20 protein-coding genes are annotated in these 25,050 nt (G+C 70.0%); 9 read left to right on the forward strand and 11 right to left on the reverse strand.

The features are described 5' to 3' along the window. The first annotated feature begins 213 nt into the window (after window positions 1–213). The 5 genes from OF380_RS11970 to OF380_RS11990 all read left to right on the forward strand — a co-directional run bounded on the left by OF380_RS11970 (window position 214) and on the right by OF380_RS11990 (window position 11,006). Window positions 214–2,523, forward strand: coding sequence for a DUF5682 family protein (locus OF380_RS11970; RefSeq protein ID WP_264050978.1), 2,310 nt, complete (start codon window positions 214–216; stop codon window positions 2,521–2,523). Beyond that, entirely contained in the window at window positions 2,520–3,692 is a 1,173-nt protein-coding gene (locus OF380_RS11975; protein ID WP_264050979.1) for a VWA domain-containing protein, read from the forward strand. The genes OF380_RS11970 and OF380_RS11975 overlap by 4 nt, the downstream gene beginning before the upstream one ends. 393 nt (window positions 3,693–4,085) lie before the next feature. Further along, the gene (locus OF380_RS11980) at window positions 4,086–7,208 is read left to right on the forward strand and encodes a hypothetical protein (protein ID WP_264050980.1); all 3,123 of its coding nucleotides are present in this window, start codon (window positions 4,086–4,088) and stop codon (window positions 7,206–7,208) included. Further along, window positions 7,205–8,887, forward strand: coding sequence for an SWIM zinc finger family protein (locus OF380_RS11985; RefSeq protein ID WP_264050981.1), 1,683 nt, complete (start codon window positions 7,205–7,207; stop codon window positions 8,885–8,887). Before OF380_RS11980 ends, OF380_RS11985 begins: the two co-directional genes overlap by 4 nt. 310 nt (window positions 8,888–9,197) lie before the next feature. After that, entirely contained in the window at window positions 9,198–11,006 is a 1,809-nt protein-coding gene (locus tag OF380_RS11990; RefSeq protein WP_264050982.1) for a reverse transcriptase family protein, read from the forward strand. 168 nt (window positions 11,007–11,174) lie between these two features. Here the strand turns inward: OF380_RS11990 and OF380_RS11995 are convergent, their stop codons facing one another. Continuing rightward, window positions 11,175–12,056, reverse strand: a complete 882-nt coding sequence (locus tag OF380_RS11995) for an SDR family oxidoreductase (protein WP_264050983.1) — start codon at window positions 12,054–12,056, stop codon at window positions 11,175–11,177. 106 nt (window positions 12,057–12,162) lie between these two features. On the opposite strand from OF380_RS11995, the gene OF380_RS12000 reads away from it, so the two are divergent. Beyond that, on the forward strand, window positions 12,163–13,053 hold the full coding sequence (locus tag OF380_RS12000; protein ID WP_264050984.1) for a LysR family transcriptional regulator: 891 nt from the start codon (window positions 12,163–12,165) through the stop codon (window positions 13,051–13,053). A gap of 97 nt (window positions 13,054–13,150) precedes the next feature. Here the strand turns inward: OF380_RS12000 and OF380_RS12005 are convergent, their stop codons facing one another. From OF380_RS12005 to OF380_RS12025, 5 genes are all read right to left on the reverse strand, one after another. Beyond that, window positions 13,151–14,827: an FAD-dependent monooxygenase gene (locus OF380_RS12005; RefSeq protein WP_264050985.1), complete on the reverse strand. Its 1,677-nt coding sequence runs from the start codon at window positions 14,825–14,827 to the stop codon at window positions 13,151–13,153. Window positions 14,828–14,856: 29 nt separating this feature from the next. After that, the gene (locus OF380_RS12010; protein ID WP_264050986.1) at window positions 14,857–15,225 is read right to left on the reverse strand and encodes an antibiotic biosynthesis monooxygenase family protein; all 369 of its coding nucleotides are present in this window, start codon (window positions 15,223–15,225) and stop codon (window positions 14,857–14,859) included. A 1-nt stretch (window position 15,226) separates the two neighbouring features. Then, a complete protein-coding gene (locus tag OF380_RS12015; protein WP_264050988.1) occupies window positions 15,227–15,742 on the reverse strand; it encodes a MarR family winged helix-turn-helix transcriptional regulator in 516 nt (171 codons plus the stop codon). Window positions 15,743–16,319: 577 nt separating this feature from the next. Beyond that, a complete protein-coding gene (locus OF380_RS12020) occupies window positions 16,320–16,706 on the reverse strand; it encodes a RidA family protein (protein WP_264050990.1) in 387 nt (128 codons plus the stop codon). A gap of 98 nt (window positions 16,707–16,804) precedes the next feature. After that, on the reverse strand, window positions 16,805–17,905 hold the full coding sequence (locus tag OF380_RS12025; RefSeq protein ID WP_318784626.1) for an NADH:flavin oxidoreductase: 1,101 nt from the start codon (window positions 17,903–17,905) through the stop codon (window positions 16,805–16,807). A gap of 105 nt (window positions 17,906–18,010) precedes the next feature. Between OF380_RS12025 and OF380_RS12030 the strand changes: the two genes are divergently transcribed. Further along, window positions 18,011–18,913, forward strand: coding sequence for a LysR family transcriptional regulator (locus OF380_RS12030; protein ID WP_318784666.1), 903 nt, complete (start codon window positions 18,011–18,013; stop codon window positions 18,911–18,913). Between the two features lie 297 nt (window positions 18,914–19,210). Here the strand turns inward: OF380_RS12030 and OF380_RS12035 are convergent, their stop codons facing one another. Beyond that, a complete protein-coding gene (locus tag OF380_RS12035; RefSeq protein WP_264050993.1) occupies window positions 19,211–19,786 on the reverse strand; it encodes a TetR/AcrR family transcriptional regulator in 576 nt (191 codons plus the stop codon). A gap of 113 nt (window positions 19,787–19,899) precedes the next feature. On the opposite strand from OF380_RS12035, the gene OF380_RS12040 reads away from it, so the two are divergent. Both OF380_RS12040 and OF380_RS12045 read left to right on the forward strand, forming a co-directional pair. Next, entirely contained in the window at window positions 19,900–20,055 is a 156-nt protein-coding gene (locus tag OF380_RS12040; RefSeq protein WP_264050994.1) for a thioredoxin domain-containing protein, read from the forward strand. 2 nt (window positions 20,056–20,057) lie between these two features. Continuing rightward, the gene (locus OF380_RS12045) at window positions 20,058–20,597 is read left to right on the forward strand and encodes a glutathione S-transferase family protein (RefSeq protein ID WP_264050995.1); all 540 of its coding nucleotides are present in this window, start codon (window positions 20,058–20,060) and stop codon (window positions 20,595–20,597) included. Between the two features lie 207 nt (window positions 20,598–20,804). Here OF380_RS12045 and OF380_RS12050 read toward each other — a convergent pair whose 3' ends face one another. The 4 genes from OF380_RS12050 to OF380_RS12065 form a co-directional block, all read right to left on the reverse strand. After that, window positions 20,805–21,731, reverse strand: a complete 927-nt coding sequence (locus OF380_RS12050; protein WP_264050996.1) for a Gfo/Idh/MocA family protein — start codon at window positions 21,729–21,731, stop codon at window positions 20,805–20,807. A 203-nt stretch (window positions 21,732–21,934) separates the two neighbouring features. Then, on the reverse strand, window positions 21,935–22,708 hold the full coding sequence (locus OF380_RS12055; protein ID WP_264050997.1) for a DeoR/GlpR family DNA-binding transcription regulator: 774 nt from the start codon (window positions 22,706–22,708) through the stop codon (window positions 21,935–21,937). 96 nt (window positions 22,709–22,804) lie between these two features. Further along, window positions 22,805–23,803: a 4-hydroxythreonine-4-phosphate dehydrogenase PdxA gene (gene pdxA, locus OF380_RS12060; protein WP_264050998.1), complete on the reverse strand. Its 999-nt coding sequence runs from the start codon at window positions 23,801–23,803 to the stop codon at window positions 22,805–22,807. Continuing rightward, window positions 23,800–25,050, reverse strand: a complete 1,251-nt coding sequence (locus OF380_RS12065) for a four-carbon acid sugar kinase family protein (RefSeq protein ID WP_264050999.1) — start codon at window positions 25,048–25,050, stop codon at window positions 23,800–23,802. Before OF380_RS12065 ends, pdxA begins: the two co-directional genes overlap by 4 nt.

Raw genomic sequence — 25,050 nt, forward strand, 5'->3', positions numbered from 1 at the left:
GGGAGCGCCGGTGCCGATGCGGGCGCCGTCCTTCCCATCCGGCCAGCCGCGTCCGTCGCCATAGTCCCCCCGTCTCGACGCGGCCCAACCCTCACTTCCGCGCAGGGGGGAGGACGCGGAGGCCCGTCACGTTCCGCACAAACCCTCACGAGGACGCCAGCAGCATGAGTGTTCGCCGCATCGGTCTTCGCCGCACGGCCGCATGGGATCGCGATGCCTGACATCCGCCTCTTCGGCATCCGCCACCACGGACCCGGCTCCGCCCGCTCCCTGGCGGCGGCCCTCGACGCGTTCGCGCCGGATTGCGTGCTGATCGAGGGGCCGCCCGATGCCGATGACCTCATCGGGCTCGCCGCCCATGCGGAGATGACGCCGCCCGTGGCCCTCCTCGTCTACCGGCCGGACAGCCCGCGCACCTGCGCGTTCTTCCCGTTCGCGGCCTTCTCGCCCGAATGGGTGGCGATGCGCCAGGGGATCGCGGCGGGCGCGGCGATCCGCTTCATCGACCTGCCGCACGCGATCCAGCTCGCGGACGGGTTCGGGGTGCCGGACCAGGTTGAGACCCTCGACGGCGCCGAGACTGCTCTGGAGGTCGCGGCAGAAGCCTCACCCGAAGACGGCCCCGCCCCGATCCCCGCCGAGATCCGGCGCGATCCGCTGGGAGAACTCGCCGAGGCCGCCGGCTACCCGGACGGCGAGCGCTGGTGGGACGCCCTGATCGAGAGCCGCACGGCGACGGACGGCGACGTCTTCGCCGCGATCGCCGAGGCGATGTCGGCGCTGCGCGAGCAGGCCGAACCCGACTGCAGCGAGGCGTTCCGCGAGGAGGCCCGCGAGGCGCACATGCGCACCGCGATCCGGAAGGCCGGCAAGGACTTCGCGCGGATCGCGGTGGTCTGCGGCGCCTGGCACGTGCCGGCGCTCGCCCGCCACGACGCGCGCGGTCAGTCGGGCCTCGATGCGGCGACGCTGAAAGGCCTGCCGAAGACGAAGGTCGCCGCCGCCTGGGCGCCGTGGTCCTACGAGCGGCTGGCCACCGCCTCGGGCTACCGCGCCGGGGTGCTCTCGCCCGAATGGTACGACACGCTCTGGCACCACGGCGACCGCGTCGCCGCGCGCTGGCTCGCCCGCGCCGCCGCCCTGCTGCGGGCGGAGGATCTCGACGCCTCGCCGGCCTCTGTGATCGAGGCGGCCCGCCTCGCCGAGGCCCTGGCGGGGTTTCGCGGCCGGGCCCGGCCCGCTCTGGAAGACCTCGACGAGGCCGCGCGGGCGACGCTGTGCTTTGCCGACGATGCCCCGATGGTGCTGATCCGGCGCCGGCTCGTCATCGGCGAGCGCCTCGGCGCGACCCCGCCGGACAGTCCCGGCACGCCGGTCGAGGCCGATTTCGCCGCCCAGTGCAAGCGCCTGCGCCTCAGGCCCGGCGCGGATGCGGGCGAGATCACCCTCGACCTGCGGAAGGAGACGGACCTCGCCCGCAGCCATTTCCTCAACCGGTCGCGCCTCCTCGGCATCCCCTGGGGCGAGCGCCGGCAGGCGCGCGGGCGCGGCACCTTCAAGGAGGCGTGGTTCCTCGCCTGGAAGCCCGAATGGGTGGTGGAACTGGTGGCGGCCTCGGCCGAGGGCGGCACGCTGGCCGAAGCCGCCGCCGGCCGGGTGCGGAACCAGGCCCGCGCCGCCACCCGCGTCGCCGAACTCTCGGGCCTGATCGGCACGCTCCTCGACGCCGACCTCGCCGGGGCGACCGCCGACGTGATCCGGGCGCTGGAGGACCGTGCCGCGGTCTCGGCGGACGTGTTCGACCTCATGGACGCCCTGCCGCCGCTCGCCGAACTCGCCCGCTACGGCTCGGTGCGCGCCGCCGACACCGAGCCGGTGCTGGCGGTGGTGCGCGGGCTGGTGCCACGCGCCGCCGCCGGGCTGGTCGCCGCCTGCCAGAGCCTCGACGACGACGCGGCGGCGGTGGCCAAGGCCCGCATCGTCGCGGTCTCGGGCGCCGTGACCCTGCTGGAGGAGCCGGCGTTGAAGGCTCTCTGGGGGGAGGCGCTGACGGCGCTCGCCGACCAGGAGCACGTCCACGGCCGCGTCGTCGGCCGGGCGGTGCGGCTGCTGTTCGACCAGGGCGCGATGACGGCGGCGGAGGCCGGGGACCGGATGCGCCGCGCCCTGTCCCGGGCCGCTGGGGCGCTGGCCGCCGCCGCCTGGATCGAAGGATTCCTGGAGGACAGCGGCACGGTGCTGATCCACGGCGAGGGCCTGCTCGGCGTGGTGGACGGCTGGCTCTGCGACCTCGCGCCGGAGACCTTCATCGAACTCCTGCCCCTGGTGCGCCGCACCTTCGCGACCCTGCCCGCGCCCGAGCGCCGGACCATCGGCGAGACCCTGGCCCGACCGGGCGGCCCCGCCCTCGACGCCGCGACCGGCCCCGAGACCTTCGATGCCGGCCGCGCCGCACGGGTGCTGCCCCTCCTGCGCCTGCTTCTGGGCCCCGAGCCGGCCCGCACCACCGGAGACCCCGCATGAACGGGACCGAACGCACGACCGAGGCCGAGCGCCTGCGCCGCTGGCGCCTCGTCCTCGGCGGCGGTGCGGCCGAGGGCACGCGCGCCGACCTGTCGGAGCACGACGCGCGACTCGACCGGGCGATGGGCGCCCTCTACGATTCGGATCGCAAGGGGAGTCTCGCCGCCTCCGCCCCCTCCGTGCCGCGCTGGCTCGGCGACATCCGCGACTATTTCCCGGCCTCCGTCGTGCAGGTGATGCAGCGCGACGCCTTCGAACGCCTCGACCTCAAGCGCATGCTGGCCGAGCCCGAGATGCTGGAGGCGGTCCAGCCCGACGTGAATCTCGTCTCGACGCTCATCTCCATGCGGGCTCTGCTGGGCGGCGGCACCAAGGAGACCGCCCGCCTCGTGGTGCGCAGGGTCGTGGACGAACTGATGCGGCGACTGGAGGAGCCCCTGCGGCAGGCGGTGAGCGGGGCGATCGACCGCGCCAGCATCAACCGCCGCCCGCGCCACAGCGAGATCGACTGGAACCGCACGATCCGGGCGAACCTGCGCCACTACCAGGCGGCGTACCGGACCATCATCCCGGAGACCCGCCTCGGCCACGGACGCCGCAGCCGGGGGTCGCTCAAGGACGTGATCCTGTGCATCGACCAGTCGGGCTCGATGGCCAATTCCGTGGTCTATTCGAGCATCTTCGGCGCCGTGATGGCTTCGCTGCCCGCGGTCTCGACCCGGCTCGTGGTGTTCGACACCGCCGTGGTCGACCTCTCCGACCAGATCGACGATCCAGTGGAGGTGCTGTTCTCGGTCCAGCTCGGCGGCGGCACCGACATCAACCGGGCGGTGAGCTACTGCGCCGCACGCATCACGCGCCCCGAGGACACCGTGCTGGTGCTGATCTCCGACCTCTACGAGGGCGGGGTCGAGGCGGGGCTGCTGGCCCAGGCCCAGCGCCTCGTCGCGTCGGGCGTCCAGGTGGTGGCCCTCCTCGCCCTCTCCGACGAGGGCGCGCCGGCCTACGACCGGGCGCTCGCCGGCCGGCTCGCGGCGCTGGGCGTCCCCGCCTTCGCCTGCACGCCGGACCTTTTCCCCGACCTGATGGCGGCGGCGATCCGCAAGCAGGACCTCGCCGCCTGGGCGGCCGGCGCCGGCATCGCGGCGGTGCCGCCGACGACCGCCTGAGGCCCTGAGATGTCCGTCGTCCCCGCTGTCCGACCTTCATCCCCCGAGCCCCGATGAATCGGTCGATGCGACGCGCTCCGAGCCGCGAAGGCCCTCGCCGGGAGGAAAGCCGGTCGCATCGGCGGGATTTGAATCTGCGGCTCCCACGCGCCGAACGGCGTGAGCGTCCGATAGCCTGTCCCGAGTCGACCGGATCGATCGCGCTCCCGGAGGCGGCGCAGCCAGGGGCCGACGGGTTGCCCCCTGGCTCCCGGGCCGGGTAGATATTCTTAATCGGTCACAATGTCGCGGAGTCGCGGATGCGCGTGGGTGATCGGTGCCTGTTTCGCCGCCGCAAGGAGACACGATGTCCGCCATCATCGATCGCCGCGACGCCCGGTCCGGGCTGCCTGCATGAGGGTCATCCGCTCGGCGCGCCTCCACCTGGCGGAGGGAACCTCCGACAAGGTCTACGAGGTCGACCTCGTCGAGAACGACGCCCTCGCCGGCCCCGAGCGGTTCCTCGTCAATATCCGCTACGGCCGACGCGGTGCGATCCTGCGGGAAGGGTCGAAGACGCCACAGCCCGTCGCGCGCGATGCGGCCGAGCGGGTGTTCGACAGCGTCGTCGTGTCGAAGATCAACGGCGGATACAGCCGGAAGGACGTCCCCGGCTCCGGAATCGCTGTGGCGAGCGCCCCGGCCGAGGGCCGCGCCGGTGTGCTCCTGGCGCGCCTCGCCGGCTGCCGGCGCTGGGCCTGGCCGGAGGCGGATCGCGAACGCCTGCTCTGGCGCATCGGACAGCTCCGGCTCCCCGCAGCGGCGCCCGACCTCCTTGCGCTTGCCCGGGAACGCGGACCGTCGGAGGCGAGCTACGCCCTGGTCTGGGCCCTCGCGCGCGCCGTGGGCGCCGAAGCCGCGCCGACCCTCGAGGCCGTGGCGGCCGGCACCCGAAGCGTCGTCATCCGCGATCTCGCCCGGTTCGCCCTCGTCTGCCCGCTGATGGGCTCCGAGCGACGCGTGGCGGGCGCGGATCCCGACCTGCCCGCCATGCTCGCGGGGCCGGCCGGGGCCGGCGACCCGGATGGCCTCGTGGGGGCGCTCCTGGGCCTGGCCGAACAGCATCCGGCCGAGGTCGGGCCGGCGCTGGTGGCGCTCGGCCGGTGCGCACAGGACGACGCCGGGCTGCACGCCGCCCTCTGCGCCGCGCTGCCCCGACTTCCGGCCCGGCCGCCTTTCCTCATCGGCCTGCGCCGGCTCTTCAAGCATGCCGAGATGGCCGACGATGCCGGTCTCTTCGCGGCGACGGCCCGGCGGTTCGAAACCGCGACGGCGATGTATCGCTCCGGCAACAGCCACGTCTACCTGCCGGAGGTGAGGCGGCGCCTCGCGATCCGCGAGGAGCTTGGTACGGCGCAGGCGCGGATCGGCCTGTCCTCGGCGACCCTCCTCTACTTCAAGCGCCGGATCTGGCGGGCCCTGCGCAAGCGCGGCGAGGTTGGTGACCCCGCCTTCGCCGAGTTGGCCGCCGCCGTCCTGCTGAGCCTGCGGCCGGAGGATCTGGGACCGCGCACGGCCTCGGCGACCTGGAAGCGACAGCCGGATGGCAACTGGGGCCGCGTGCCGCGCGTGCGGGGCCCCCTCGCGGGAAACTGGACTGCGAACCACCTCCTGTACCGCCACGCCGCGCAGGCGCGTCCGTGTTCCGGCTCCGCCACGTTCTTCCTCGAGGCCGATCCCGATCCCGACCTCCGCGACGAGGCTTTTCCGGACCTCTGGAGTCCACGCCCGGACCTCGCCTTGCGCCTCGCGGCCGATGCGCGGATCGAACCCGCGGCGATGCTGGGCCTGCGCCTCCTTCGGGCCGACCCGCAGACCTGCGAAGCCCTGGTGGCGGCCGACCTGGGGCGCCTGCTCAGTGCACCCTTTCCGGCCGTTCAATGCCTGGGCCTGGACATCGCCCGCGCCCGGCTGGCGCAGGGGGAGGCGGACCCGGAACTCCTGTCGGCTCTGATCCGGGCGGCCATGCCCGAGGCGCGGAGCCTCGCCCTGCGCCGGATCGAGTCCGAGCCGGGACTGCCCTGGTCGAGCCCGTCGCTGGCCTTCGCGCTGGTGACGAGCCCCGAACCGGAGACGACGGAGGCCGTCGCCCGCCTCGCCCGCGAGCGCCGCCTTCCGGCTGACGTCGCCGGTCCGCTCACCCTTCGGCTGGTCGAGTGGTTGCGCGCGATGCCGCCGGCGCTCGACCCGACGGACAGTGCGGCAATTCGGGCCCTGCGCATGGCGCTTCCCGTCCTTTGGCCGGATCGCGACATGCCGGCGGCGGGCGCGGATGCCGCCGCCCTGATGGCGCATCCCGCCCCCGAGGTCGCCGCGGCGGGCATCGCCCTGCTGGCGCAATCCAGTATCGGGGCTGATGATGTGCCGGCAGAGCGCTGGGACGCCCTGATCGGATCGGACTCCGCAGAGATCCGCGAAGCCGTGCTCGGCCTCATGGCCCGGCTCGACGACGCGCGTCTGGCTGGATATGCCAACCGCATCCTCACCCTCGCGAGCGGTCCGGGGAGCGCCCTGCGCCGGGCGGCGCGCCCCCTCGTGCGGCGCCTTGTCGAGGCCGATTCCAGCAGCGCCCCGGATCTGGCGCAGGCCGTGATCGCGAGCCTGTTCCGCACCGCCCCCGACGATCGTTTCGCCGGCGACATGATCGCCCTCCTGCAGGGGGCGGTGCCGGGCGAACTCGCCGCCCTCGATCCCGGCACCGTGTGGCGCCTGTCGCAAGCGCGGGCGAAGGGCGCGCAGCGCCTCGGCGCGGTGGTCCTGGCCGAGCGGAGCCCCGACCTCTTCAGCGTGCGCCAGATCGCGCGGCTCGGCGGTCATCCGCATCTCTCGGTCAGAACATGGGCGTGCGCCGCCTTCGAGGCCGAGCCGGCCCGCTTTCAGGCGGAGGCGGCGGACGCGGTGCTCCTCGTCGAGAGCGACTGGCCGGACAGCCTCGCCTTCGCGCAGAGCCACTTCGCGACCTGGCCGGAGGAGGCCTGGACACCGGCTGCGCTCGCCGTGGTGACCGACAGCGTGAAGCCGGACGTGCTGGCCTTCGCCCGCCAGCTCCTGCGCACGCGGCTCCGGCCGGAGGATGCCGACGCACAGGTTCTGCGCCTGCTGGAGCATCCCTCGCCCTCCATGCACCTGCTGCTCACCGAACTCCTGACGGAGCGGGCGGTGGCGAGCGAGGATGCCTTCGCGCGCCTGGTCCCGCTCGCGCGCATCGTCCTGCTGCAGGTGCTGACCGGCCGGACCGCCAAGGACCGCATGGCCGCGTTCCTCAGGGCCGAGGCGTTGCGGAGCCGCGCGCGGGCGGAACGCCTGGTGCCCCTCTTCGCCGACCTTTCCTTGAGCGGCACCGCCCGCGACCGGAGCGCCGCGATCCTGACCCTGCGCGATCTCGCGGCGGTCTATCCGGACCTCGCCACGCCGCTCGTCGCCCGCCCGCCCGAGGCGCGGCGGACCTCAGGCGCGCGCGCGGAGGCCACCCCATGAACTTCGTCCATCGCTATCTCGGCGAGAGCCGCGCCGTCACGGAAGGCGGGGCGACCCGGCTCGGCTTCGCCCCCGACACCTTGCGCGAACCGACCTTCTTCACCGGCAGGGTCTCGCGTCATCTGCCGTTCCGGGAGGCGATCTCGGCCCTGCACCACGTCGTGGTCTCGGATCTGCGCTTCAAGCCGAAGGACCAGACCGCTTACTTCGCCTGGTTGCAGGCCAACGAGCAGCAACTCCTGGCCGAAGCGCTCACCGAGAAGGACACGATCCGCGCCGAGATCGAAGCCCTGAGCAAGGAGATCAAGGACATCGATGCGCGCTCCCAGGTCGTGATGCGGCCCTTCTACGACGCGCGCCAACGTTACTTCAATCGTCTCTACAAGGAGGATCTCGACGCCTGGATGGTACTCGACCCGGTCATCACCGTGCATCCGGACGAGATCTTCTTCGAGTGCTTCAGCCTCGACGAATCCACCTACGGGCGCCTGTCCTGCGACCACGACGTGTTCGAGCGCCTGGGCGACATGGCCTTCGGCACCACCAACATCGACTACAGCCACACCCTCTACGACGAATTCCAGAAGATCCGCAGCGACCGGCACACCGAATTGTCCATCGATCCGGACGGGTTCTCGGTGGAGACCACCGGCGAGGCGGCGTTCCGCGAGGACAAGATCGACCTGCCCGAGTCCTGGATGCGGGGCTTCCTCCAAGTCTCGAGCGCCATGGCGCAGCCGGCGCACGTGGTCGACCTGCACCCCGTCGACATGCACGCGATCCTGACACGGCTCGCGGCGCGCCGGGAGCGGCACGGCCCGCGCTCCCTGCGCTTCCTGCTCGAACCCGACCGGCCGGTGAGCGTGGTGATCGAGCCCTGGAACGAGCGCCTGACCTTTCGGCGCTCGATCTATCGCGGTGCCACGGGGGCCGAGATCCGGCTCTGGGGCCGGCGCCGGCTGGCGATCCTTGCCCGCGCCCTGCCGCTGGCCAAGGCCGTGCGCCTGCATCTCCTCGGCACCGGGCTGCCGTCCTTCGCGGTGGTGGATTTCGGGGGCCTGCGCTTCACCCTCGGCCTCTCCGGCTGGACCGCCAACGACTGGTCGCGGGCCGGGCAGTTCGACCTTCTCGCCCCGCGCGCGGATATCGATGCGGACACGGCCGCACGGGTCTTCGCGGCACTGAGCCGCCACCACTTCGCCGATGCCGGCGCCCTGGCCGCCGAGACCGGTCTCGACAGAGGAATCGTGGGAGCAGCCCTGGGGGGCTACGTGCAGGCCGGCCGGGCCATGTTCGACCTCGACAAGCGGGTGTACCGCCTGCGCGAACTGACCCGCACACCGCTGGATGCCGGGGCCCTGCGCTTCGCGTCCGCGCAGGAGGCCAAGGCCGACCGCTTCCTCGGCGCCGGCCTCGTGACCCTCGGCCCCGTCGATCGGGCTGATGGCCGGCGCAGCCTCACCGGAACGGTCCTGGACGACGGCAGGGCCGTGTCCCCCGCCATCGAGATCGACGCGGACGACCGCATGGTCGGCGGCCGCTGCGCCTGCGGTTTCTATATCCGCAACCGGCTGGCGCGCGGCCCGTGCGAGCACATGCTGGCCCTGCGCCGCCAGTTCCACGCTCAGGTCGAGGGCAGATTCGAAGCCGAGAAAGAGCCCATGGGGAGCCAGGCGTGAGTGGACGCAGCCGATTGAAACCCGTGCCAGAATCCCCTACGTTTTCGACCCTGAGGGGCGTCGGCCGGAGCGGACCTTGCACCCTGGGCGGCGCTTCGCCGTCCCTGCACCCTGCCCGGCAAAGCGTCACTGGTCCGTTCTTCACTGGGCCGGCACTGACCTCCCCGGCGCATTTTCGGTTTGGGTTCCTTGAACCCAAATGCGCCGGGGAGGTCGTGCCGGCATCGAGTGGACCGGACCAGTCCCGAGACTTGACGAAGGCTTTCCGGCCGGCGTCCCTCGCTCAAGCCATCGTCGGGGCTTCCCGCCCATGACGGTCCAGCCCGGTTCGCTGACCCGCCAGCAGCTCTACGACCGCATCCGCGAAAGTTCGAAGGACGAGGTCGTCCTCGAAGAGATGATCCGCCTCGGCTACTGGCCGGACGGGGCCGACCAGCCGAACCCGCCCGAAGACCTGAACCGCCGCCGGGGCGAGATCGTGCGTGAGCTGACCGACCTGCACCGCCGCGCAGCCTTGTGGGCAAATCCGGACGCCGCCCTCAAGGCGATGCACAAGCGCCGCAAGACAGAGGCCCTGAAGCGTCGGGGAGAGACCCGGCTGCGCAACGCCCGCGGCCGCCATGAGCGGGCGCTCGCCTGGCATGCGCGCGGCAAGTCCGAGATCCTCTACCTCGGCGAGGGCGTCTCGGCCGGGCTCTCGTCGCGCGAGACGGCCCCCGCCGCGCCGTCGGGCGGTCTCCCGGTGCTGGCGAGCCCCGCCGCGCTGGCGCAGGCCATCGGGATCAGCCTCGGCGAGCTGCGCTTCCTCGCCTATGACCGGGCGCTCACGACGGTGAGCCACTACCAGCGCTTCACCATCCCCAAGAAGACGGGCGGCGTCCGCGCCATCTCGGCGCCGATGCCGCGCCTGAAGCGGGCGCAGTACTGGGTGCTCGATGCCGTCCTTGATCAAGCCCCGGTGCACGACGCGGCCCACGGCTTCGTGCCCGGTCGCTCCATCCTGACGAACGCCGCCCAGCATGTAGGGCGAGACGTGGTGGTCAATCTCGACTTGAAGGACTTCTTCCCGACCCTCGATTATTGCCGGATCAAGGGCAAGTTCCGGGGTCTCGGCTATGCCGAGCCCGTCGCCACCGTGCTCGCGCTCCTCTGCACCGAGCCGGACGTGGACGCGGTCGAGATCGACGGGCAGCGCCTCTACGCGGCGCGCGGCCCCCGGCGCCTGCCGCAGGGGGCGCCGACCAGCCCGGCCCTGACCAACCTCGTCTGCACCCGCCTCGACGCGCGGCTCGCCGGCCTCGCCCGGTCGCTCGGCTTCACCTATACGCGCTACGCCGACGACATGACCTTTTCCGCCTCCGGCGCGGCGGCGGCCAAGACCGGCGCGCTGCTGAAATACGTGCACGAAATCGTCGAAGCGGAAGGCTTCACCGTCCATTCCGACAAGACCCGGGTGATGCGGCGGGGCCGGCACCAGGAGGTCACCGGCCTGACGGTGAACGAGCGGGTCGCGGTGCCGCGCGAGACCCTGCGCCGCTTCCGCGCCCTGCTGCACGGGATCGAGCGGCACGGGCCTGCCGGCCGGCGCTGGGGCCGGAGCGCGGACGCGGCCGTGCTGGGGGCCGCCCTCGGCTTCGCTCGCTTCGTCCGGATGGTAACGCCCGAGGCCGGCGCACCCCTGGTCGCCGAGGCGAGAAGGCTCGTCGAGCGGCACGGGACGGGTCAGCAGATCGCACAGCCCCGGATCACCGCCTTTCGCGCGCGCTCCGCGCAGGGCGTGCCGCCGCGCGAGGGCTGGTGGGTTCCGGCCGAACGGGCCGCGCCGCAGCCCGATCCGGTCCTGATCGCGGCGGAGGCGGCCCAGGACGAGGCGGATCGCCGCGCAGCGAGCACGACCGGCCGCCGCGTCGTCCCGCCGATCGGTCGCCCGCCCGTGCCGGAGCGGCCGGGTTCCGACCAAGTCTTGGAGCCCGGCGACCCGCCCGCCCTGAAGCCCTGGATGGCCTTCCTCGGCGTGTTCGTCCTGTTCCAGGCCGCCGCCCTGCTGCATCCAGGCCTCGGCCTCGTCGTGCTCGCGGCCGCGCTGGTGATCGGCGTTCGTCGCTGGCTCCGCCGGTGATCACCGGCAGTGCGGGGTTTGGAGTACGTTCCGCCGAAGCGGAGGCCGGTCGGGTCGAGGATTGAGCAAGCGGCCATGGATCGGCAGCCATCGGTCCTTGAAGTTCAGCGCCGGGAGCGAGGCCGGAGCCTCGCCCTTCGGGTTGGGCGTTGCGACGGAGGCGGTCGTTCAGGCCGTTGCGGCGTCGGGCCGTGACAGCGTGGCCGCGAAATCGCGGTAGGCGTGCAGCGGGCGGCCCAGGATGGCGGTCAGGCGCTCGCGGTCGCCCTCGGACGGGATCATGCCGTCGCTGACGTAGCGCTGGGCCATCAGGCGCATCTCGTAGGCCATCCACCTGGGCATGAACGACGCCATGGTCGCTTCGAACCCGCTCGGATCATCACCGCCGTAGGCGACCGGGCGGCCGAGGAGGTCGCTCCAGATCGCGGCGATGTCCGCGCCCGTGAGCGTGTCGGGGCCGACGAGGTCGATCGTCTCGATCGGCAGCTTGCCCGGCGCCTGGTCGCGGCGGATCAGCTCGATCGCGGCGATCTCGGCGATGTCGCGCGCGTCCACCATGGCGACGCCCTTGGACCCGATCGGGATCGGGTAGACGCCGTGGTTCACGATCACGTCCCTGATCATCACCTCATTGTCGATGAAGTAGCTCGGGCGCAGGATCGTGGCGCTGAAGCCCATCGCCTCCAGCATGCGCTCGGCACCGAACTTCACCGCGAAGTGCGGCACGTTGACGGCTCGGTCGGCACCGAACACCGACAGGTAGACGACCCGATCGACACCCGCCTCGCGCGCGACGTTGAGGGTGACGATCGCCTGGGTGAACTCGTCGCCCGTCACGGCATTCAGCAGGAACAGCGTGCGGACGCCGGCGAAGGCCGCGCGCAGCGCGTCGATGTCGAGGAGATCGCCCGTCGCCACCGCGACGCCTCCCGAAAAGCCGGCCTTGGCGGGATCGCGGGTCAGCACGCGGACGCTGGCGCCGCGCCGGGTCAACTGTTCGACGACGTTGCGGCCGACGCGGCCGGTGGCACCGGTAACGAGGATGGTCATGGAGGTCGCTCCTTCGGGTTGAGCCGTTTGGCTGACCCCACAATGAGCGATCCGAATTCGCCTCAATAGACGCTATATCGGGACGCTCCGTCTCACGGGTGGAACGATGGATCTGCTTGCCCTCGCCGACTTCACCCTCGTTGCCCGCCATGGCGGGTTCGGGAAGGCTGCCCGCGCGGCCGGGCGCCCGAAGGCGACCCTGTCCCGGCGGGTGGCGGAACTGGAGGCGAGCCTGGGTTTGCGCCTGTTCGAGCGCGGTGCACGGGACCTGAAGCTGACGGAGGAAGGGCGGGCGCTGTTCACGCGGGCCGGCCTGCTGCTCACCGAACTGGAGGAAACCGCCGCCGCGATCGCGTCGGGGAGCGCGCGGCCCCGGGGCCGGCTGCGGATCAGCGCCCCTTTGCTGTTCTCGCAGACCGCGATGGGAAAACTCGCGGCGGGCTTCGCCCTCAAACACCCGGAGGTCCGGCTCGAGGTCACGACCGAGGACCGGGCCGTCGACATGATCGAGGAAGGCTTCGACCTGGTGATCCGGGTCAACCCCAGCCCGGATGAGAGCCTCGTCGGCCGCGCGTTCCTGCGCGACCGTCTGGTGGTCGTGGCGCGCCCCGACCTCGTCCGGCCGCCCGAAGGCATGACGGTCGCGGCCGTCGTGCGCGGCGTCGGCGAGCGCACAGCATGGCCGGTCAGGACGCCGGCCGGCCACGCCACGATCACGGTCGAGCCGGTTCTCTGCCTGGCCTCGCTGATCATGGTTCGCGACGCGGTGCGCGCGGGTGTCGGCGCAGGACGCCTGCCGATCTCGCTCGTCAGCCGCGATCTCGCCGACGGCGGGCTGGTCCACTGGGGCGATGTCGACGCGCCGGACATCGTGCTGTGGACCCTCTACCCCACACGCCGACTGCTCAGCCCACGCGTTTCGGCCTTCCTCGACCACCTGAAACAGGCGTTTCCCAACGGGACGCCGGATGAACTGGCCGCCTACGTTGCGGGATGACGCCCCTCCGGCGCGTGTTCCCGTCCATTGATCGTCGCGACGTGCGCGCTCGGGGCACCCGCCTCCCGGCGCACACGACCGGGCCGGGTCGGGATCCTCAAGCCGAGATCCCGACGTCGGGACCAAAGACCCGCTGGCAGTACGCAGCCAGACGGTCGTGCCGCTCGGCCGTGTCGCGGAAGGCGATGTGTCCGTCAGGGCGGATCAGGAGGAGAGCCGCTTGGCCCTCCAGCCCGTAGGCGCCGTGGGCCTTTCCGTCGAGATCCGAGAGCACGGGCACGCCGCCCACGTCGAAGGACGGTCCGGCCAGCACGAGGCGCGGGCGCACGTTGCCCCAGGGCGCCACGGCCTCGATGGCCGCCCGCATCGAAGGCCCCGCGTTCGCTGAACGGCCGTCGAAGCACAGCAACGCCCAGCCCGTCGTGCGCCCGTCCGGATTGTAGAGGAACGGAAACAGCGAGGTTGTCCGGCCGGCATGCGTCACCTCCGCCTCCGGGGCGCGCTCGCCCGGTCCCGGACCGCGTTGCAGCAGGTGGGCCACACCGGAGAGATGATCCTCGTTCAGCGGACTGTTCGGGTAGCGCACGCTCATCTGCTGCAGGTCGTCCGTTCCCTGGAGCAGGGCTCCGAGGCTCGGCACCGCCCGGGCCGCCATCCCGAGGGCAGCGTCCGTCACCGAGCCCCGGTAGACGGTGCGGCGGAAGCCCTTCGCCTGTTGCGCGCTGAGGCGGATATGCTCGCCGCCTCGTTCTGCGTCGTAGGAGCCCAGCACCACCGACGCGGCCTCGCCCCGCAGGGTCATGGCCAGGCGCCAGGCGATCTCGACCCCGTCGTGCAGGCCGGCATTCATGCCCTGCCCGCCGATTGGGAGCGACAGGTGCCCGGCATCGCCGGCCAGGAACACGCGGTCCCGGGCGTAGCCCGGCGAGACGCCGTACTGGAAGCGGCTGTGCGTGAGCCATTGCGGGTCGCTCAGTGTCAGCGTCTCGTCCCCGGTCACCTCGCGCGCCACCGCCTGGATCTCGTCGAGCGTCGGATCCCGGTCGGGAACGCCCGCGTCGTCGGCCAGGAAGAACAGCCGATGGTAGCCGCCCCAGACCGGCAGCACGCCGCAGAAGCCGCGCTCGTAGTAGAAGAACCAGATCTGGTCCGGCTCCAGAGAGCGTCGCCAGGACAGCTTCGCGTCGACTTGCCGGTTCATGCGCCCCTCGAACCGCTCGGGCTCGAAGTCGAGATCCAGCAGCGGGCGCACCGTGCTCTTGGCGCCGTCAGCGGCCACGACGTAGCGACCGCGCAGGCGCTCCTCCCGACCGTCCTCGCCGTGCCTCGTCGTGACGGTCACGCCACCGTCGTCCTGGGTGATGTCGGTGACTGTGCGGTTCCGGGCCAGCCGTCCGCCCCAGGCCTCGAAGGTCTCGACCAGGGTCGTCTCGATGACGTCCTGCCCGCTGTAGAGAACCTGCGGGAAGGGACTGGCCACATCGTCGATTTGGATGGGCGTGGTCGGCGTCCCGTTGATGAAGAAGTTGACGAGACGGATAGGGTAGGCCTGCGCCGCCAGGGCGTTGCGAAGGCCGACGCTGTCCAACAGTTCCTGCGGCCGCGCCCAGAGGTTGTTGGCACGGGAGTAGGCCTGAAGCGCGGTGCGTTCCTCCAGGATCAGGCAATCGACGCCGTGGTGGCGCAGGCTGCAGCCGGCGGTCAGGCCGACCGGTCCGGCGCCGATCACGATGACGTCGGCATCGTACGGCTTCGCGTTCGCGTCTTCGAGCATGGTGACCTCGTCGGAAGGAAGGGGGTGGGTCACGCGGCGCAGATGCCGGGAACAGCAACCGTCCGGAACAGGTGCGGGCTCACGGTGGCGCGCGCCGGATAATCGGCCAGGCGCGCCCGGAACTCGGGGTTGGTGAAGGCCGCGCGGAACGTCGCGATGCTCTCCCAGACGGCGTAGTTCAGGAAGACGCCGCTGCCCGCGATGCCGCGGTGAAGCTGAGTGGACACGAATCCCGGCTGACGCTTCATGATGGCCGCGTCGGCGGTCCAGGCGGCCAGCAGGGCCTCCGCTTCCGCGGGCGGGACCACGAAGGTGTTGATCAGGACGACGGATCCGCCCTCGTCCTCCAACTGATCCGCCAGCGTCACGGTCGGGTCCATTTCGATGAACGTCGGCATGTCAGGCTCCTTCGAACTGGTGATCGGCCGAGGATGTCAGGGCGTTCGGTTCGTCGAGGCGGCGCTGCATCTCGCGCAGGAGTTCGCTCGCGGCCTCGAAGGACTCGGCCGGAAGGCCGGCGATGAGCGTGTCGGCCCAGCGCTCCTGTCGCGCGCTCGCCGCGCGATAGGCCGCGTCCCCCGCCTCCGTCATCACCACCAGCATGGCCCGCCGGTGATGCGGATTGGGCTCCAGGCGAACCAGGCCGTCAGTCCGCATATCGTCGACCAGGCGCTGCACGGCTTGCCGGGTCAGGCCCATGTTGCGGGCGATATGCGCCACCGGCAGTGCGACCGGCGACAGGGCGATGGCGCCCAGCACCTGCCAGCGGGCGCTCGTCAATCCGAGGTCGCCCACCAGGGCGTCACCCGCAGCGAGCAGATCGCCATTCAGGCGGAAGACGTCGAGGACGAGGCCGGTCCAGGCGCGCCGAAGGCGGGCGGGATCGGACAGGGCGTTGGGTCGCTTGCTGGCCATGACCGACGATATGGCCGTTTGGAGTTCTTCGTCAATAAGACAACACGTTGTCAATTTGCGCGGGCTTCTGACTTGGCTGCCGGTCGATCCTCGGTCCGTTGCCCCTCAACGCGTCGATCCGCGCGTGCACCGTGGCGCTCGGGGACTGGCTGAATCGAACCGAACGCGCCAGCAATTGGTGCCTCTTGGCCTGCCCACGGACTGAGACCGTTTCCACGCTCCGCGCATCAACGTTCGAGCGACCGCTTCCCGATGGGGGGTGAACGCGCTCTGATGCCTGGATCGGGTGATTTACTGCCTGACTGCTTACGGTCGACAATGCGCGGAAGCAGACGTCGTCTCTTTTGCCCGCTCTGGAGCCCAAGCGGGCATTCGAGCCGCTGCCGGCGAAGGACCGCTCGGGGTCTTAAGCAGCGATCTAGCAGCAGCGACCCTGACGTCGACTCATGGCGCAGAGCCGAACGAGAGATGCGTAAGATGCGCCTCGACAGACGTAACGACTGACATGAGATCTGCCGAAGTCGTGTTTCATGAAAGCCGAGGCCGCGGTCGCAACACACAGTGCCGATCTGTGACATCAAGCGGTGTGGACCGCAGCGATAGCCTCGATCTCGATCATCGCCGCAGGATCGTAGAGCGCCTTCACCTCCGCAATCGTGTCGGCTGGGTAGGGTTCGGAGAAGAAACGTCGCCGCAACTCGACCACCTCCTCGAAGTGGCTCATGTCGGTAACAAAGATCGTCACCTTGATGACATCCTTCAGGCTCGATCCACCAGCCTCAAGTGCGCGGCGTAGGTTGGCGAATGCCTGTTCGCCCTGTGCTCGGAAGCCGCCCTCGACGATCCTGCCATCATCCGCGGCGCCCGCTTGGCCGGAGATGAAGAGCAGGCTACCGTAGCGGATGCCTTGCGATAGCAAAAAGGGCGCATAGTTGTCCGGTTCGGTGACCACACGTTCCAACATCGTCTATCTCCTGTCGCTGCGTTGTGGCTGCGTGCCGTGCTTGAAATCTCAGCGGTCCGGCGACGGCATACGCATGCGCCGATCCGCGAAAGCGTGTGTCAGGCAGCCAACTCGCTCGGCTTGATGTTTGCGATGGGCCCGAGGACGGCGGGATCGAACGCGTTCATTTCCCGCTCGGCCCGGACGCGGTTCGGGAAGTCCGGGTTTGCGAGCGCGACCTTCCCGAGCGCCAAGACGTCCGCCCCGGCGGCCATGACCTCCTGCGCCCGCGCCGCATCCTGCACGCCGCCGTTGGCGATCAGCGGGACATGCGATGCGTAGTGGCGGGCTAGGGCGACGAGGCTGTCGCGACCGCCCTCGAAGGCAGGCTCCCACGCCTTATGCTCGGTGACGTGGATGTAGTTGACGCCGGCCTCGGCGAGCGTGCCGAAGATGGCTTCCGCGTCCTGTTCGCGGCCCGCCCACCTATGGGTGAAGTCGTTGACCTTGCCCTGCGAGATGCGCACGCCGACCGGCACGCCGGTCCCGACCCTGGCCCGCACAGCCTCGAACACGGCGCGCACAAGCGTGGTGCGTCGGCGGGTGTCGCCGCCCCATTGGTCGCCCCGCCGGTTGGCGTAGTCGGTCAGGAACTGGTCGATGAGGTAGCCGTTCGCGCCGTGTATCTCGACGCCGTCGAACCCGGCCGCGACCGCCCGTGCCGCCGAGGCGGCGAAGCCCTCGATGGCGTCCGCGATTTGCTCCTCGTTCATAGAGGCCGGCATCCTGTAGGCGCCCTCGCCGTAGTAGAAGTCCATCTGGTGACCCTTCGGCTGCACGGCCGAAGGTCCGACGGTGGTGTCGCGAAAGCGGTTGCCCTGGCTGATCGCGCCCGCATGCATGAGCTGTGCGAAGAAGCGCGCACCGTGCCGGCGCACGGCGTCCACCACCGGCCGCCAAGCCTGGATCTGGCCGTCATCGGTGATGCCGGGCTGGTGGATGTAGCCTTGGGCGAAAGCTTGGTCCGTGTAGATGCCCTCGGCAACCACTAGCCCGAAGCCGCCGCGGGCGAACCGCTCGTAGTAGCGGGCCATCGTCGCCGTGGCGGTGCCGTCCTCGGCGGCGCTAACGCGCGTCATGGGGGCGACCGCGAAGCGGTTACGAAGCGTCACGCCGGCTATATCGGTAGCGGTGAAAAGGCCGTTTGTATCCGTGCCCATGTGCGGCTCCCGGTTCACTCTCGCTGCTCGTTCGACAGCAAGGTAGCCTCCAATTCACCCGCTCAGTAGCCGAGCTGGACGATAAGCATTTTATCGTTCAGTGATATACCGATGAACCTCTCGGATGTGGCTCTTTTCTGCGCCATCGTCGCGTCCGGCAGCCTCTCGGCCGCCGGACGGCAGGCGGGACTGTCCCCGATGGCTGTCAGCCGGCGCCTGGCGGCACTGGAACGGGAACTCGGGGTACGCCTGATCCACCGCACCACGCGCTCCGTCGCCCTGACGGCAGACGGCGAGACGTTCCTGCCGCTCGCGCAGACGATGCTGGACGCGCGCGAAGCCGCGACGGCGACCTTCTCCGAGCAGCACGAGGGCTTGAGCGGGGTGTTGCGCGTGACCGCGTCCCACCGCATCGGCCGGGCCCTCGTCGTGCCACTGGCCGTCCGGCTGATGGCCGAGAACCCACGCCTCCATGTGGACCTGACCTTTTCGGACGGGATCGTGGACATCGTCGCCGCGGGAATCGACGTCGCGATCAGGGTGGCGACCCTGCAGGCCTCCGAGCTGGTCGCCGTGCCGGTGGCCGACAACCCGCGTATCCTGTGCGCCGCGCCGGCCTACCTCGCGGCGCACGGTTTCCCCGGGCGTCTCGCCGACCTCGATGCGCACGCCTGTCTGACGCTGCACGCGATGGAAGCCTGGACGTTCCGGCAAGCCGGGCATCCGGTAGCCAAGCGCATCAAGGGTCAGCTTTCCGCCAGCAGCGTCGACGCGGTGCACGCAGCCTGCATCGCCGGGGCCGGGCTCGCACTCCTGACCTACTGGGACGTGGCGCAGGACTTGGCAGACGGTACCCTGAATAACCTCGCCCTCGAAGATGCCGAGCCGGAGCATCTGGCCATCTGGGCCGTGCTCCCGACCCGACAACAGATGCCGGCGCGCGTGCGTCGATTCATCGACGGACTCAAGACCGAGTTGGTGGTGTCTCTTCCTGCCCAGGGGCGATAGGCCATGATGATCAAGCATCCTGCCTGCGCCAACCTCGCTTCTGACACGAACTGTCTAATTTAGCCCGCAGTCCAGAGGCTCATCTATGGATACACGAGCTACCGCTTCCCACTCCGAGCTGAAGTCATCGGTCGGCCGACGAATGTCTGCTTCTGGAGAACGCCGACAGTGCTTCCGGCGGCTGGGTTGCGTCGAGACCCGTCCGTCCGCTCTACGACTGGGTTAGGTGGATTTCCGCCTGACCGCTTACGGTCGACAAAGCATGGATGCGGACCTTGTCTTCGTGCGGGTTTTTGATCAGCTCGGCAGGAGTCCCGCCTCTTGGTAGCTCCTGACCAGCGAGTCGAACAGATTTATGTCCGAACGGCTTCGAGCGATGATCTGAGCTCCGGCTACGGCAGCATAGATGGCACGGGCTCTCGTCTCCCCGTCCTTCGGCTCAACCAGTTTTGCTGCAACGAGCTGCTCGCGGAGCCAAGCCGTATTGACGTCTGCAAAGGACTGGACCTCCTTCAGAACCTGCTCAGGCAACGCGTCATACTCTGTCGCCATGAAGCTGCTGAGGCACATGCGATTGTCGCGCTCCAGAGAGAGGCGGAAAATACTGGGATATTGCCGCAGCGCTTCCATCGGGCTTTGCGTGTCCGTTGAAATAGCTTCAAGAGCTCGGGTAATGTCTTCCCAATAGCGGCGCGCGACGGCCTCGCCGAGGATGGCCTTGTTGGCGAAGTAGTAGTTGATGCTGGCGGCCTTGATGCCAACCACCTCTGCGAGGTCGCGGAAATTGATGCCGCCGTATCCATAGGCCATCGCTGCTTCCCTCGCGGCCACGAGGATCGCCTCACGCACATCCCTCTTCAGCGTCGCTGCCATTCTCACCCTCCACCTGTCATATGGCAGACAGGGGTTGACGCCGCAAGATGTCGGTCCTAGCTTCCTGCCTGTCATCTGACAGACAGGCAGAATCATTGGAAAGCGAGACATCGATGTCCGACAAGCTCAAGCTCTTCACCTCGCCCTCGGCCTTCCCGAACCCGCAGCGCCTGCGGATCTTCATGCACGAGAAGGGCATTGCCGATCACTTCGACGAGACGGTCTACGACATGTCACCGGTCGGCGAGCACCGGGTTGGAAGCACCTGAAGATGAACGCTTGGGGCGAGACGCCGACCCTCGCGCTCGCCGACGGCTCTTACTTGAGCGAGACCTCCGCCATCGCCCGCTACCTCGACGACACCTTCGAAGGCCGCAAGATCATGGGCGGGACGGCGCACGAGCGTGGCCTCGATCAGATGTGGGACAGCCGGGTGTGGGTGCACATCCTCTATCCCATCGTCACTGCATTCCATGTCCTGCATCAGGGGCTGGGCCCGAAGCTCGAGCTGACCAGCAATCCGGCCTGGGGCGAGCACTCCCGCAAGGTGGCACTGGCGCATGCCGGCTTGGTCGACCGGCACCTCTCCGACGGCCGTGCGTGGCTGCTCGGAGGCGATCAGCCGACGTTCTCGGACATCACGTTGGCGACGGCCATCGCGTTCTCCAAGTTCCCCGTGAACGCCACTCCGCTCGATGAGCGTTTCGAGCATCTCGATGCCTTCTGGCAGCGCTGGCAGTCTCGGCCGACCTTCATCGCTGCCTATGCGGACAGGAGCAGCGGTGTGCCGGAGATCGACAACCGGACGTGAGCGCGCAGCGGTCGGTCCCGGTCGGGTCCGACCGCAATCCTGCCCGGGGAGGTCATCATGCCTTCTGCACGTGTCGATTCGATCCAGAAGAAGAGCCCTCGACGTGCTCTCAGACCTGTTCAGCCTGGGCGGCGTGCCAGGCCATATCCGCTCGGACAATAGACCTCAGTTCATCGCGCGATGAGGGACGACGGAGCGGTGAAGGGCTCACGCGGCGACGAGGTCTTCGACGATCCGCTGGACGTCCCACGCTTCGGCGAAGGTGGCGAGAGTGTGCGGCTCGCCGTGTGCCATCCGCACGACCCCGTCCAACTGGCGCCGGAGGGCGATCAGCCGCGCTCGGTCGTTGGGCAGCGCGTCCGGTGCGGCCTCGAAATGCCCGTCCGGCCGCAGCCGCTCCGCGATCGACCAATCGCGCAGGCGAACGGTCCCCGCATCGCCCTCCAGAGTCCAGGTGTTGTGGTCGTCCTGTCCCGTTCCGCCGACCCGCCCCCTGACCTGTACCGGAACGACGCCCGCGTGAAGCGTGGCATCGATCGTCCGCTCGGAACGACCGGGTTCCGGAAAATCGGCGATGCCCCGCAGCTCCCGCAGCGGGCCAACCAGGCGCCGGCTGAGGAACAGGAAATGCGAGACGACTTCGCGCGTGAAGCCTCCCTCGGGGCGCGCGTCGAGCCAGCCCGCCGCGTCGGCTTGCCAGGGCCGCGGCCAGGTCGCGAAGGCCACCTCGATGACCAGGCTGCGCGGGGTCCCGACAGCCCCTTCGGCGATCCAGCGCGCGAGCGTGGCGACAGCCGGCGAGGAGGCGAACGGGAAATTCACGGCGCCCACGGCGTCGGCATCGTCCAGGAAGCGGCGCGCCTCCGCCAGATCGACGGCGAGCGGCTTCTCGAGAAAGAGGCTTCGGCCCGCCGCCGTGGCCCTGCGGGCGTAGCCGAGATGGGAGGCGGGCGGCGACGCCACGTAGACGCACGCGCTGGCCGCGATGAGCGCGTCAGGGTCCGCCACAAGCGGTACCGCCGGGAATTGGGCTGCGATGCGATCCAGGGACGCCGCGGACGGGTCCCAGATCCCGGCGATGCGGATGGGGATGTCCGCATGCGCGGACACGACGCTGAGCATCCGCTCGCCCATGATGCCGGCGCCGATAATGCCGAGGGAGAGGGTTTCTCGTGACATGTGCGAAGGATCTTCGGTCGGGTGCGGCGCGGCTGTTTTGACGCGAAAGCGCGCGGTTCACAACGGGCGAATGCGAGCCGGCGCGGTGGCATCCCGGCCCGATCGCCCGGGCCTTCCCAAACGGTACGAGCGCGGACGCCTCGGTGACACGTATCCGCTCACGCTTCGCGGCCGTCCGCGATGCGGATGTCGGCGCCCGCCTCGGAGAGGCGCCGCAACTGCTCCTTCGGCTCCGGGGAATCTGTGACCAGGGTCCAGTTGCGCGGCAGGGGAGCCCAGGCGGATTGTTCCGCCCGGCCGAGCTTGCTCGTATCGGCCAGCACGATCACCTCGCGCGATTGCCGCATCATGAGGGATTTGAGGATGACCTGGTCCAGGCTGACCTCGCAGAGGCCGCGCCCCGCCACGACGCCGTCCGCGCTCATGATCGCGCGATCCGCCGTCATGAGGCGCAGCCCTTCGACGGCAAGCGGCCCGATGGTGCTCATGCTGGTCGCCCGCAGCGCGCCGCCGAGAACCACGAGTTCGAGGTCGGCCGCCTCGGCGAGGAAGGGGAGTAGCGCCAGGTTGTTGGTGATGATCCGAAGGCGCCGCCGCGCGAGCAGTTGGCCGAAAGCCGCGACGGTGGAGCCGGCATCGAGGATCAGCGTGTCACCGTCCTCCACCAGGTCGAGGGCGGCGCGCGCGATCGCCCGCTTCTCGGCGCCGTTCACGGCGAGCCGCTCGGTCAGCGTGGTTTCCGGCGGATGGCTGGCGAGGATCGCCCCCCCATAGGTCCGCCGCACGGCGCGCGTGGCGGAGAGATGCTGGAGGTCGCGGCGTACCGTCGAGGCGGAGACCTTCAGGCGCTCGGCGATCTCGTCGACGTCGATCTCGCCGACGCTCAGCGCCTCCAGCAGCAACGTCCGGCGCTCCCGGCTGCGCATCGACATGGGGCGGTCCTCCGGCTTTGGTCCCGCGTCATGGCTGAGGTCGGCGGCGCTGGCCAGCCGTTTTCGCTGTCCCTGCGACGAGCGGGGCGTCGCCCCTCAGGCCGCCGTCTTCGGCGCGAGATCGACCGCCTGACGCAGCGCCTCCATCAGGCTGCGCTCGTCGGCAATTCCGGTTCCGGCAATGTCGAAGGCGGTGCCGTGATCGACGGAGGTGCGGATCACCGGAAGGCCCACGGTGATGTTCACGCCGGCCTCCAGGCCCAGGACCTTGATCGGGCCGTGGCCCTGATCGTGGTACATGGCCACCACCATGTCGTAGTCGCCCCGACCGGCCAAGAAGAACAGGGTGTCGGCGGGCAGCGGGCCGCGCACGTCCCAGCCCTTGGCGCGGCAGGCCTCGATGGCGGGCGCGATCTTCTCGGCCTCCTCGCCCCGGCCGAACAACCCGTTCTCGCCCGCATGCGGATTGATCGCGCAGACGCCGATCTTCGGGTTCGCGATCCCGGCCTTCACCAGGACGCCGTGGCCCCGCGCGATCACACGTTCGACGAGCCCGGGTTCGATCTTCGCGATCGCGTCGATGAGGCCGATATGGGTGGTAACGTGGATCACCCGAAGCTTTGGCGAAACCAGCATCATCGAAACTTCGGGCGTGCCCGTGAGATGCGCCAGCAACTCGGTGTGGCCCGGGAACCTGTGGCCCGCGGCGTGAAGAGCCTCCTTGGAGAGCGGAGCCGTGCAGATGCCCTGGGCCTGCCCGGCCTGGACCACCTGCACGGCCTTCTCGATGTAGCGGTAGGCCGCCTCGCCCGCCGCCGGGGAGACCTGGCCGAACGGCAGATCGGCGGGCACGACCTTGAGGTCCACGCACTGCACCGCTCCCGAGTCGAAATCCGCAGCACCGGCGTCGGACAGGGAATCGACCGTCATGTCGGCCCCCACGAGCCGGCCGGCCTGCCGGAGGCGTTCGGCATCGCCGATCACCAGGGCTCGGCACAGGGTCCGGACCTCCGCATGGGCCAGCGCCTTCATGATGATCTCCGGGCCGATGCCGGCGGGATCGCCCATGGTGATCGCGATGGTCGGACGGGTCATGAGAAGCTTCCTTGGGTTCGGACGGCGCGGAGGCGCTCGCTGATGCGGATGAGACTTTCGGCGTCGCCGAAGGCACCCGCCTTCGTGGCCACCGGAATGGACAGACGCCCCAGCGTCAGGCCGAGGGAGACCCCGGGCTCGATCTCGTCGACGAGACGGATCCCGTCGATGCCGAAGCGCGCCAGGAGCGCGGCGGCCGTCTCGCCACCGGTCGCCGCGACGGCACCGATCCGCGCAGCGATCGGATCGAGGGCCTCGGCGAGGCTGCGTGCCAGTCGCGGTCCGATCGTCATGTCGAGGACATCGCCCAAGGTGATCTCCACCAGGGCGTCGTCGCCGGCCGCGATCACGGCGGCGACGCGTGCGGCGAGAGCTGCTCGGCCGGCCGGGTCGCTCAGGAGCGTTTCGGGCGAGACCGGAAGATGGGCGATCCCGTCCCGTGCGGCGAGCCTGCGCGTTGCGGCTCTCGAGGCGGCGGCAAGGGAGCCCACCACAAACAGGCTGCCGTCGGCCCTCGGCGGGATCCGCACCGTTGCGGTCGTCACCGGATCCAGGGTGCCCGCGAGGGCGTGGGCCAAGCCGGCGCTGCCGATGAAGAAGGGACACGGTGCCACGGACAGGCTCGCCACGGCGATGCGAGCGAGGTCCTCATCCGTCTCGGCATCGCAGATCGCTACGACGTCACGAGCCGCGGCGATCCGCGCGAGACAGTCGGCGAGATCGGGACCACGCACCAGGGCAAGCGAAACGGCTTTCGTCCTGATCCCGGCGGTTCCAAAAACGACGGCTAGGTCGGCGCTTGGGTAGCTTCGGTCACGCTTCCAAACCTCTGCGTCTTCCAGAGGCCGTCCGTTGACAAGGACATGGCCCGAGACCGTGGTCCGGCCAGTCGCCGGAAAGGCCGGTGCGCAAATCCCGAAAGCGGTGCCATTGCTGCGCATCAGGTACGCGATCGTTGCGGCGGCCTCGGCGGCGGGCTGTCCCCTGAGGGTCGAATCGATCTTCTTGAACAGGCTTCGGTCCGGTTCGAGCAACCGCTCCAAGAGGCAACCATGCCTCTCTGCAGCGGCTTGCGCAGAGAGGCCGCGGCTGTCCGCGTCGTAGGAAAGGACCGACTGGAACTTCGCGTCGGCGGTCGAGGCGATGTCCCAGGTCACTGCCGCCGCGAGACCGCGACGCTTGAAAGCGATGGCGCAATCTGCGGCCCCCGTCAGATCGTCGGCCAAGATGAGCCAGCGGCCGGCCAT

The sequence above is a fragment of the Methylobacterium sp. FF17 genome, assembly GCF_025813715.1.
GTDB classification, from domain to species: domain Bacteria; phylum Pseudomonadota; class Alphaproteobacteria; order Rhizobiales; family Beijerinckiaceae; genus Methylobacterium; species Methylobacterium flocculans.

Coding starts and splice junctions, on each gene's coding strand:
- OF380_RS11970 (WP_264050978.1), top strand. CDS start 214: ATGCCTGACATCCGCCTCTTCGGCATCCGCCACCACGGACCCGGCTCC.
- OF380_RS11975 (WP_264050979.1), top strand. CDS start 2,520: ATGAACGGGACCGAACGCACGACCGAGGCCGAGCGCCTGCGCCGCTGG.
- OF380_RS11980 (WP_264050980.1), top strand. CDS start 4,086: ATGAGGGTCATCCGCTCGGCGCGCCTCCACCTGGCGGAGGGAACCTCC.
- OF380_RS11985 (WP_264050981.1), top strand. CDS start 7,205: ATGAACTTCGTCCATCGCTATCTCGGCGAGAGCCGCGCCGTCACGGAA.
- OF380_RS11990 (WP_264050982.1), top strand. CDS start 9,198: ATGACGGTCCAGCCCGGTTCGCTGACCCGCCAGCAGCTCTACGACCGC.
- OF380_RS11995 (WP_264050983.1), bottom strand. CDS start 12,056: ATGACCATCCTCGTTACCGGTGCCACCGGCCGCGTCGGCCGCAACGTC.
- OF380_RS12000 (WP_264050984.1), top strand. CDS start 12,163: ATGGATCTGCTTGCCCTCGCCGACTTCACCCTCGTTGCCCGCCATGGC.
- OF380_RS12005 (WP_264050985.1), bottom strand. CDS start 14,827: ATGCTCGAAGACGCGAACGCGAAGCCGTACGATGCCGACGTCATCGTG.
- OF380_RS12010 (WP_264050986.1), bottom strand. CDS start 15,225: ATGCCGACGTTCATCGAAATGGACCCGACCGTGACGCTGGCGGATCAG.
- OF380_RS12015 (WP_264050988.1), bottom strand. CDS start 15,742: ATGGCCAGCAAGCGACCCAACGCCCTGTCCGATCCCGCCCGCCTTCGG.
- OF380_RS12020 (WP_264050990.1), bottom strand. CDS start 16,706: ATGTTGGAACGTGTGGTCACCGAACCGGACAACTATGCGCCCTTTTTG.
- OF380_RS12025 (WP_318784626.1), bottom strand. CDS start 17,905: ATGGGCACGGATACAAACGGCCTTTTCACCGCTACCGATATAGCCGGC.
- OF380_RS12035 (WP_264050993.1), bottom strand. CDS start 19,786: ATGGCAGCGACGCTGAAGAGGGATGTGCGTGAGGCGATCCTCGTGGCC.
- OF380_RS12040 (WP_264050994.1), top strand. CDS start 19,900: ATGTCCGACAAGCTCAAGCTCTTCACCTCGCCCTCGGCCTTCCCGAAC.
- OF380_RS12045 (WP_264050995.1), top strand. CDS start 20,058: ATGAACGCTTGGGGCGAGACGCCGACCCTCGCGCTCGCCGACGGCTCT.
- OF380_RS12050 (WP_264050996.1), bottom strand. CDS start 21,731: ATGGGCGAGCGGATGCTCAGCGTCGTGTCCGCGCATGCGGACATCCCC.
- OF380_RS12055 (WP_264050997.1), bottom strand. CDS start 22,708: ATGTCGATGCGCAGCCGGGAGCGCCGGACGTTGCTGCTGGAGGCGCTG.
- pdxA (WP_264050998.1), bottom strand. CDS start 23,803: ATGACCCGTCCGACCATCGCGATCACCATGGGCGATCCCGCCGGCATC.
- OF380_RS12065 (WP_264050999.1), bottom strand. CDS start 25,050: ATGGCCGGCCGCTGGCTCATCTTGGCCGACGATCTGACGGGGGCCGCA.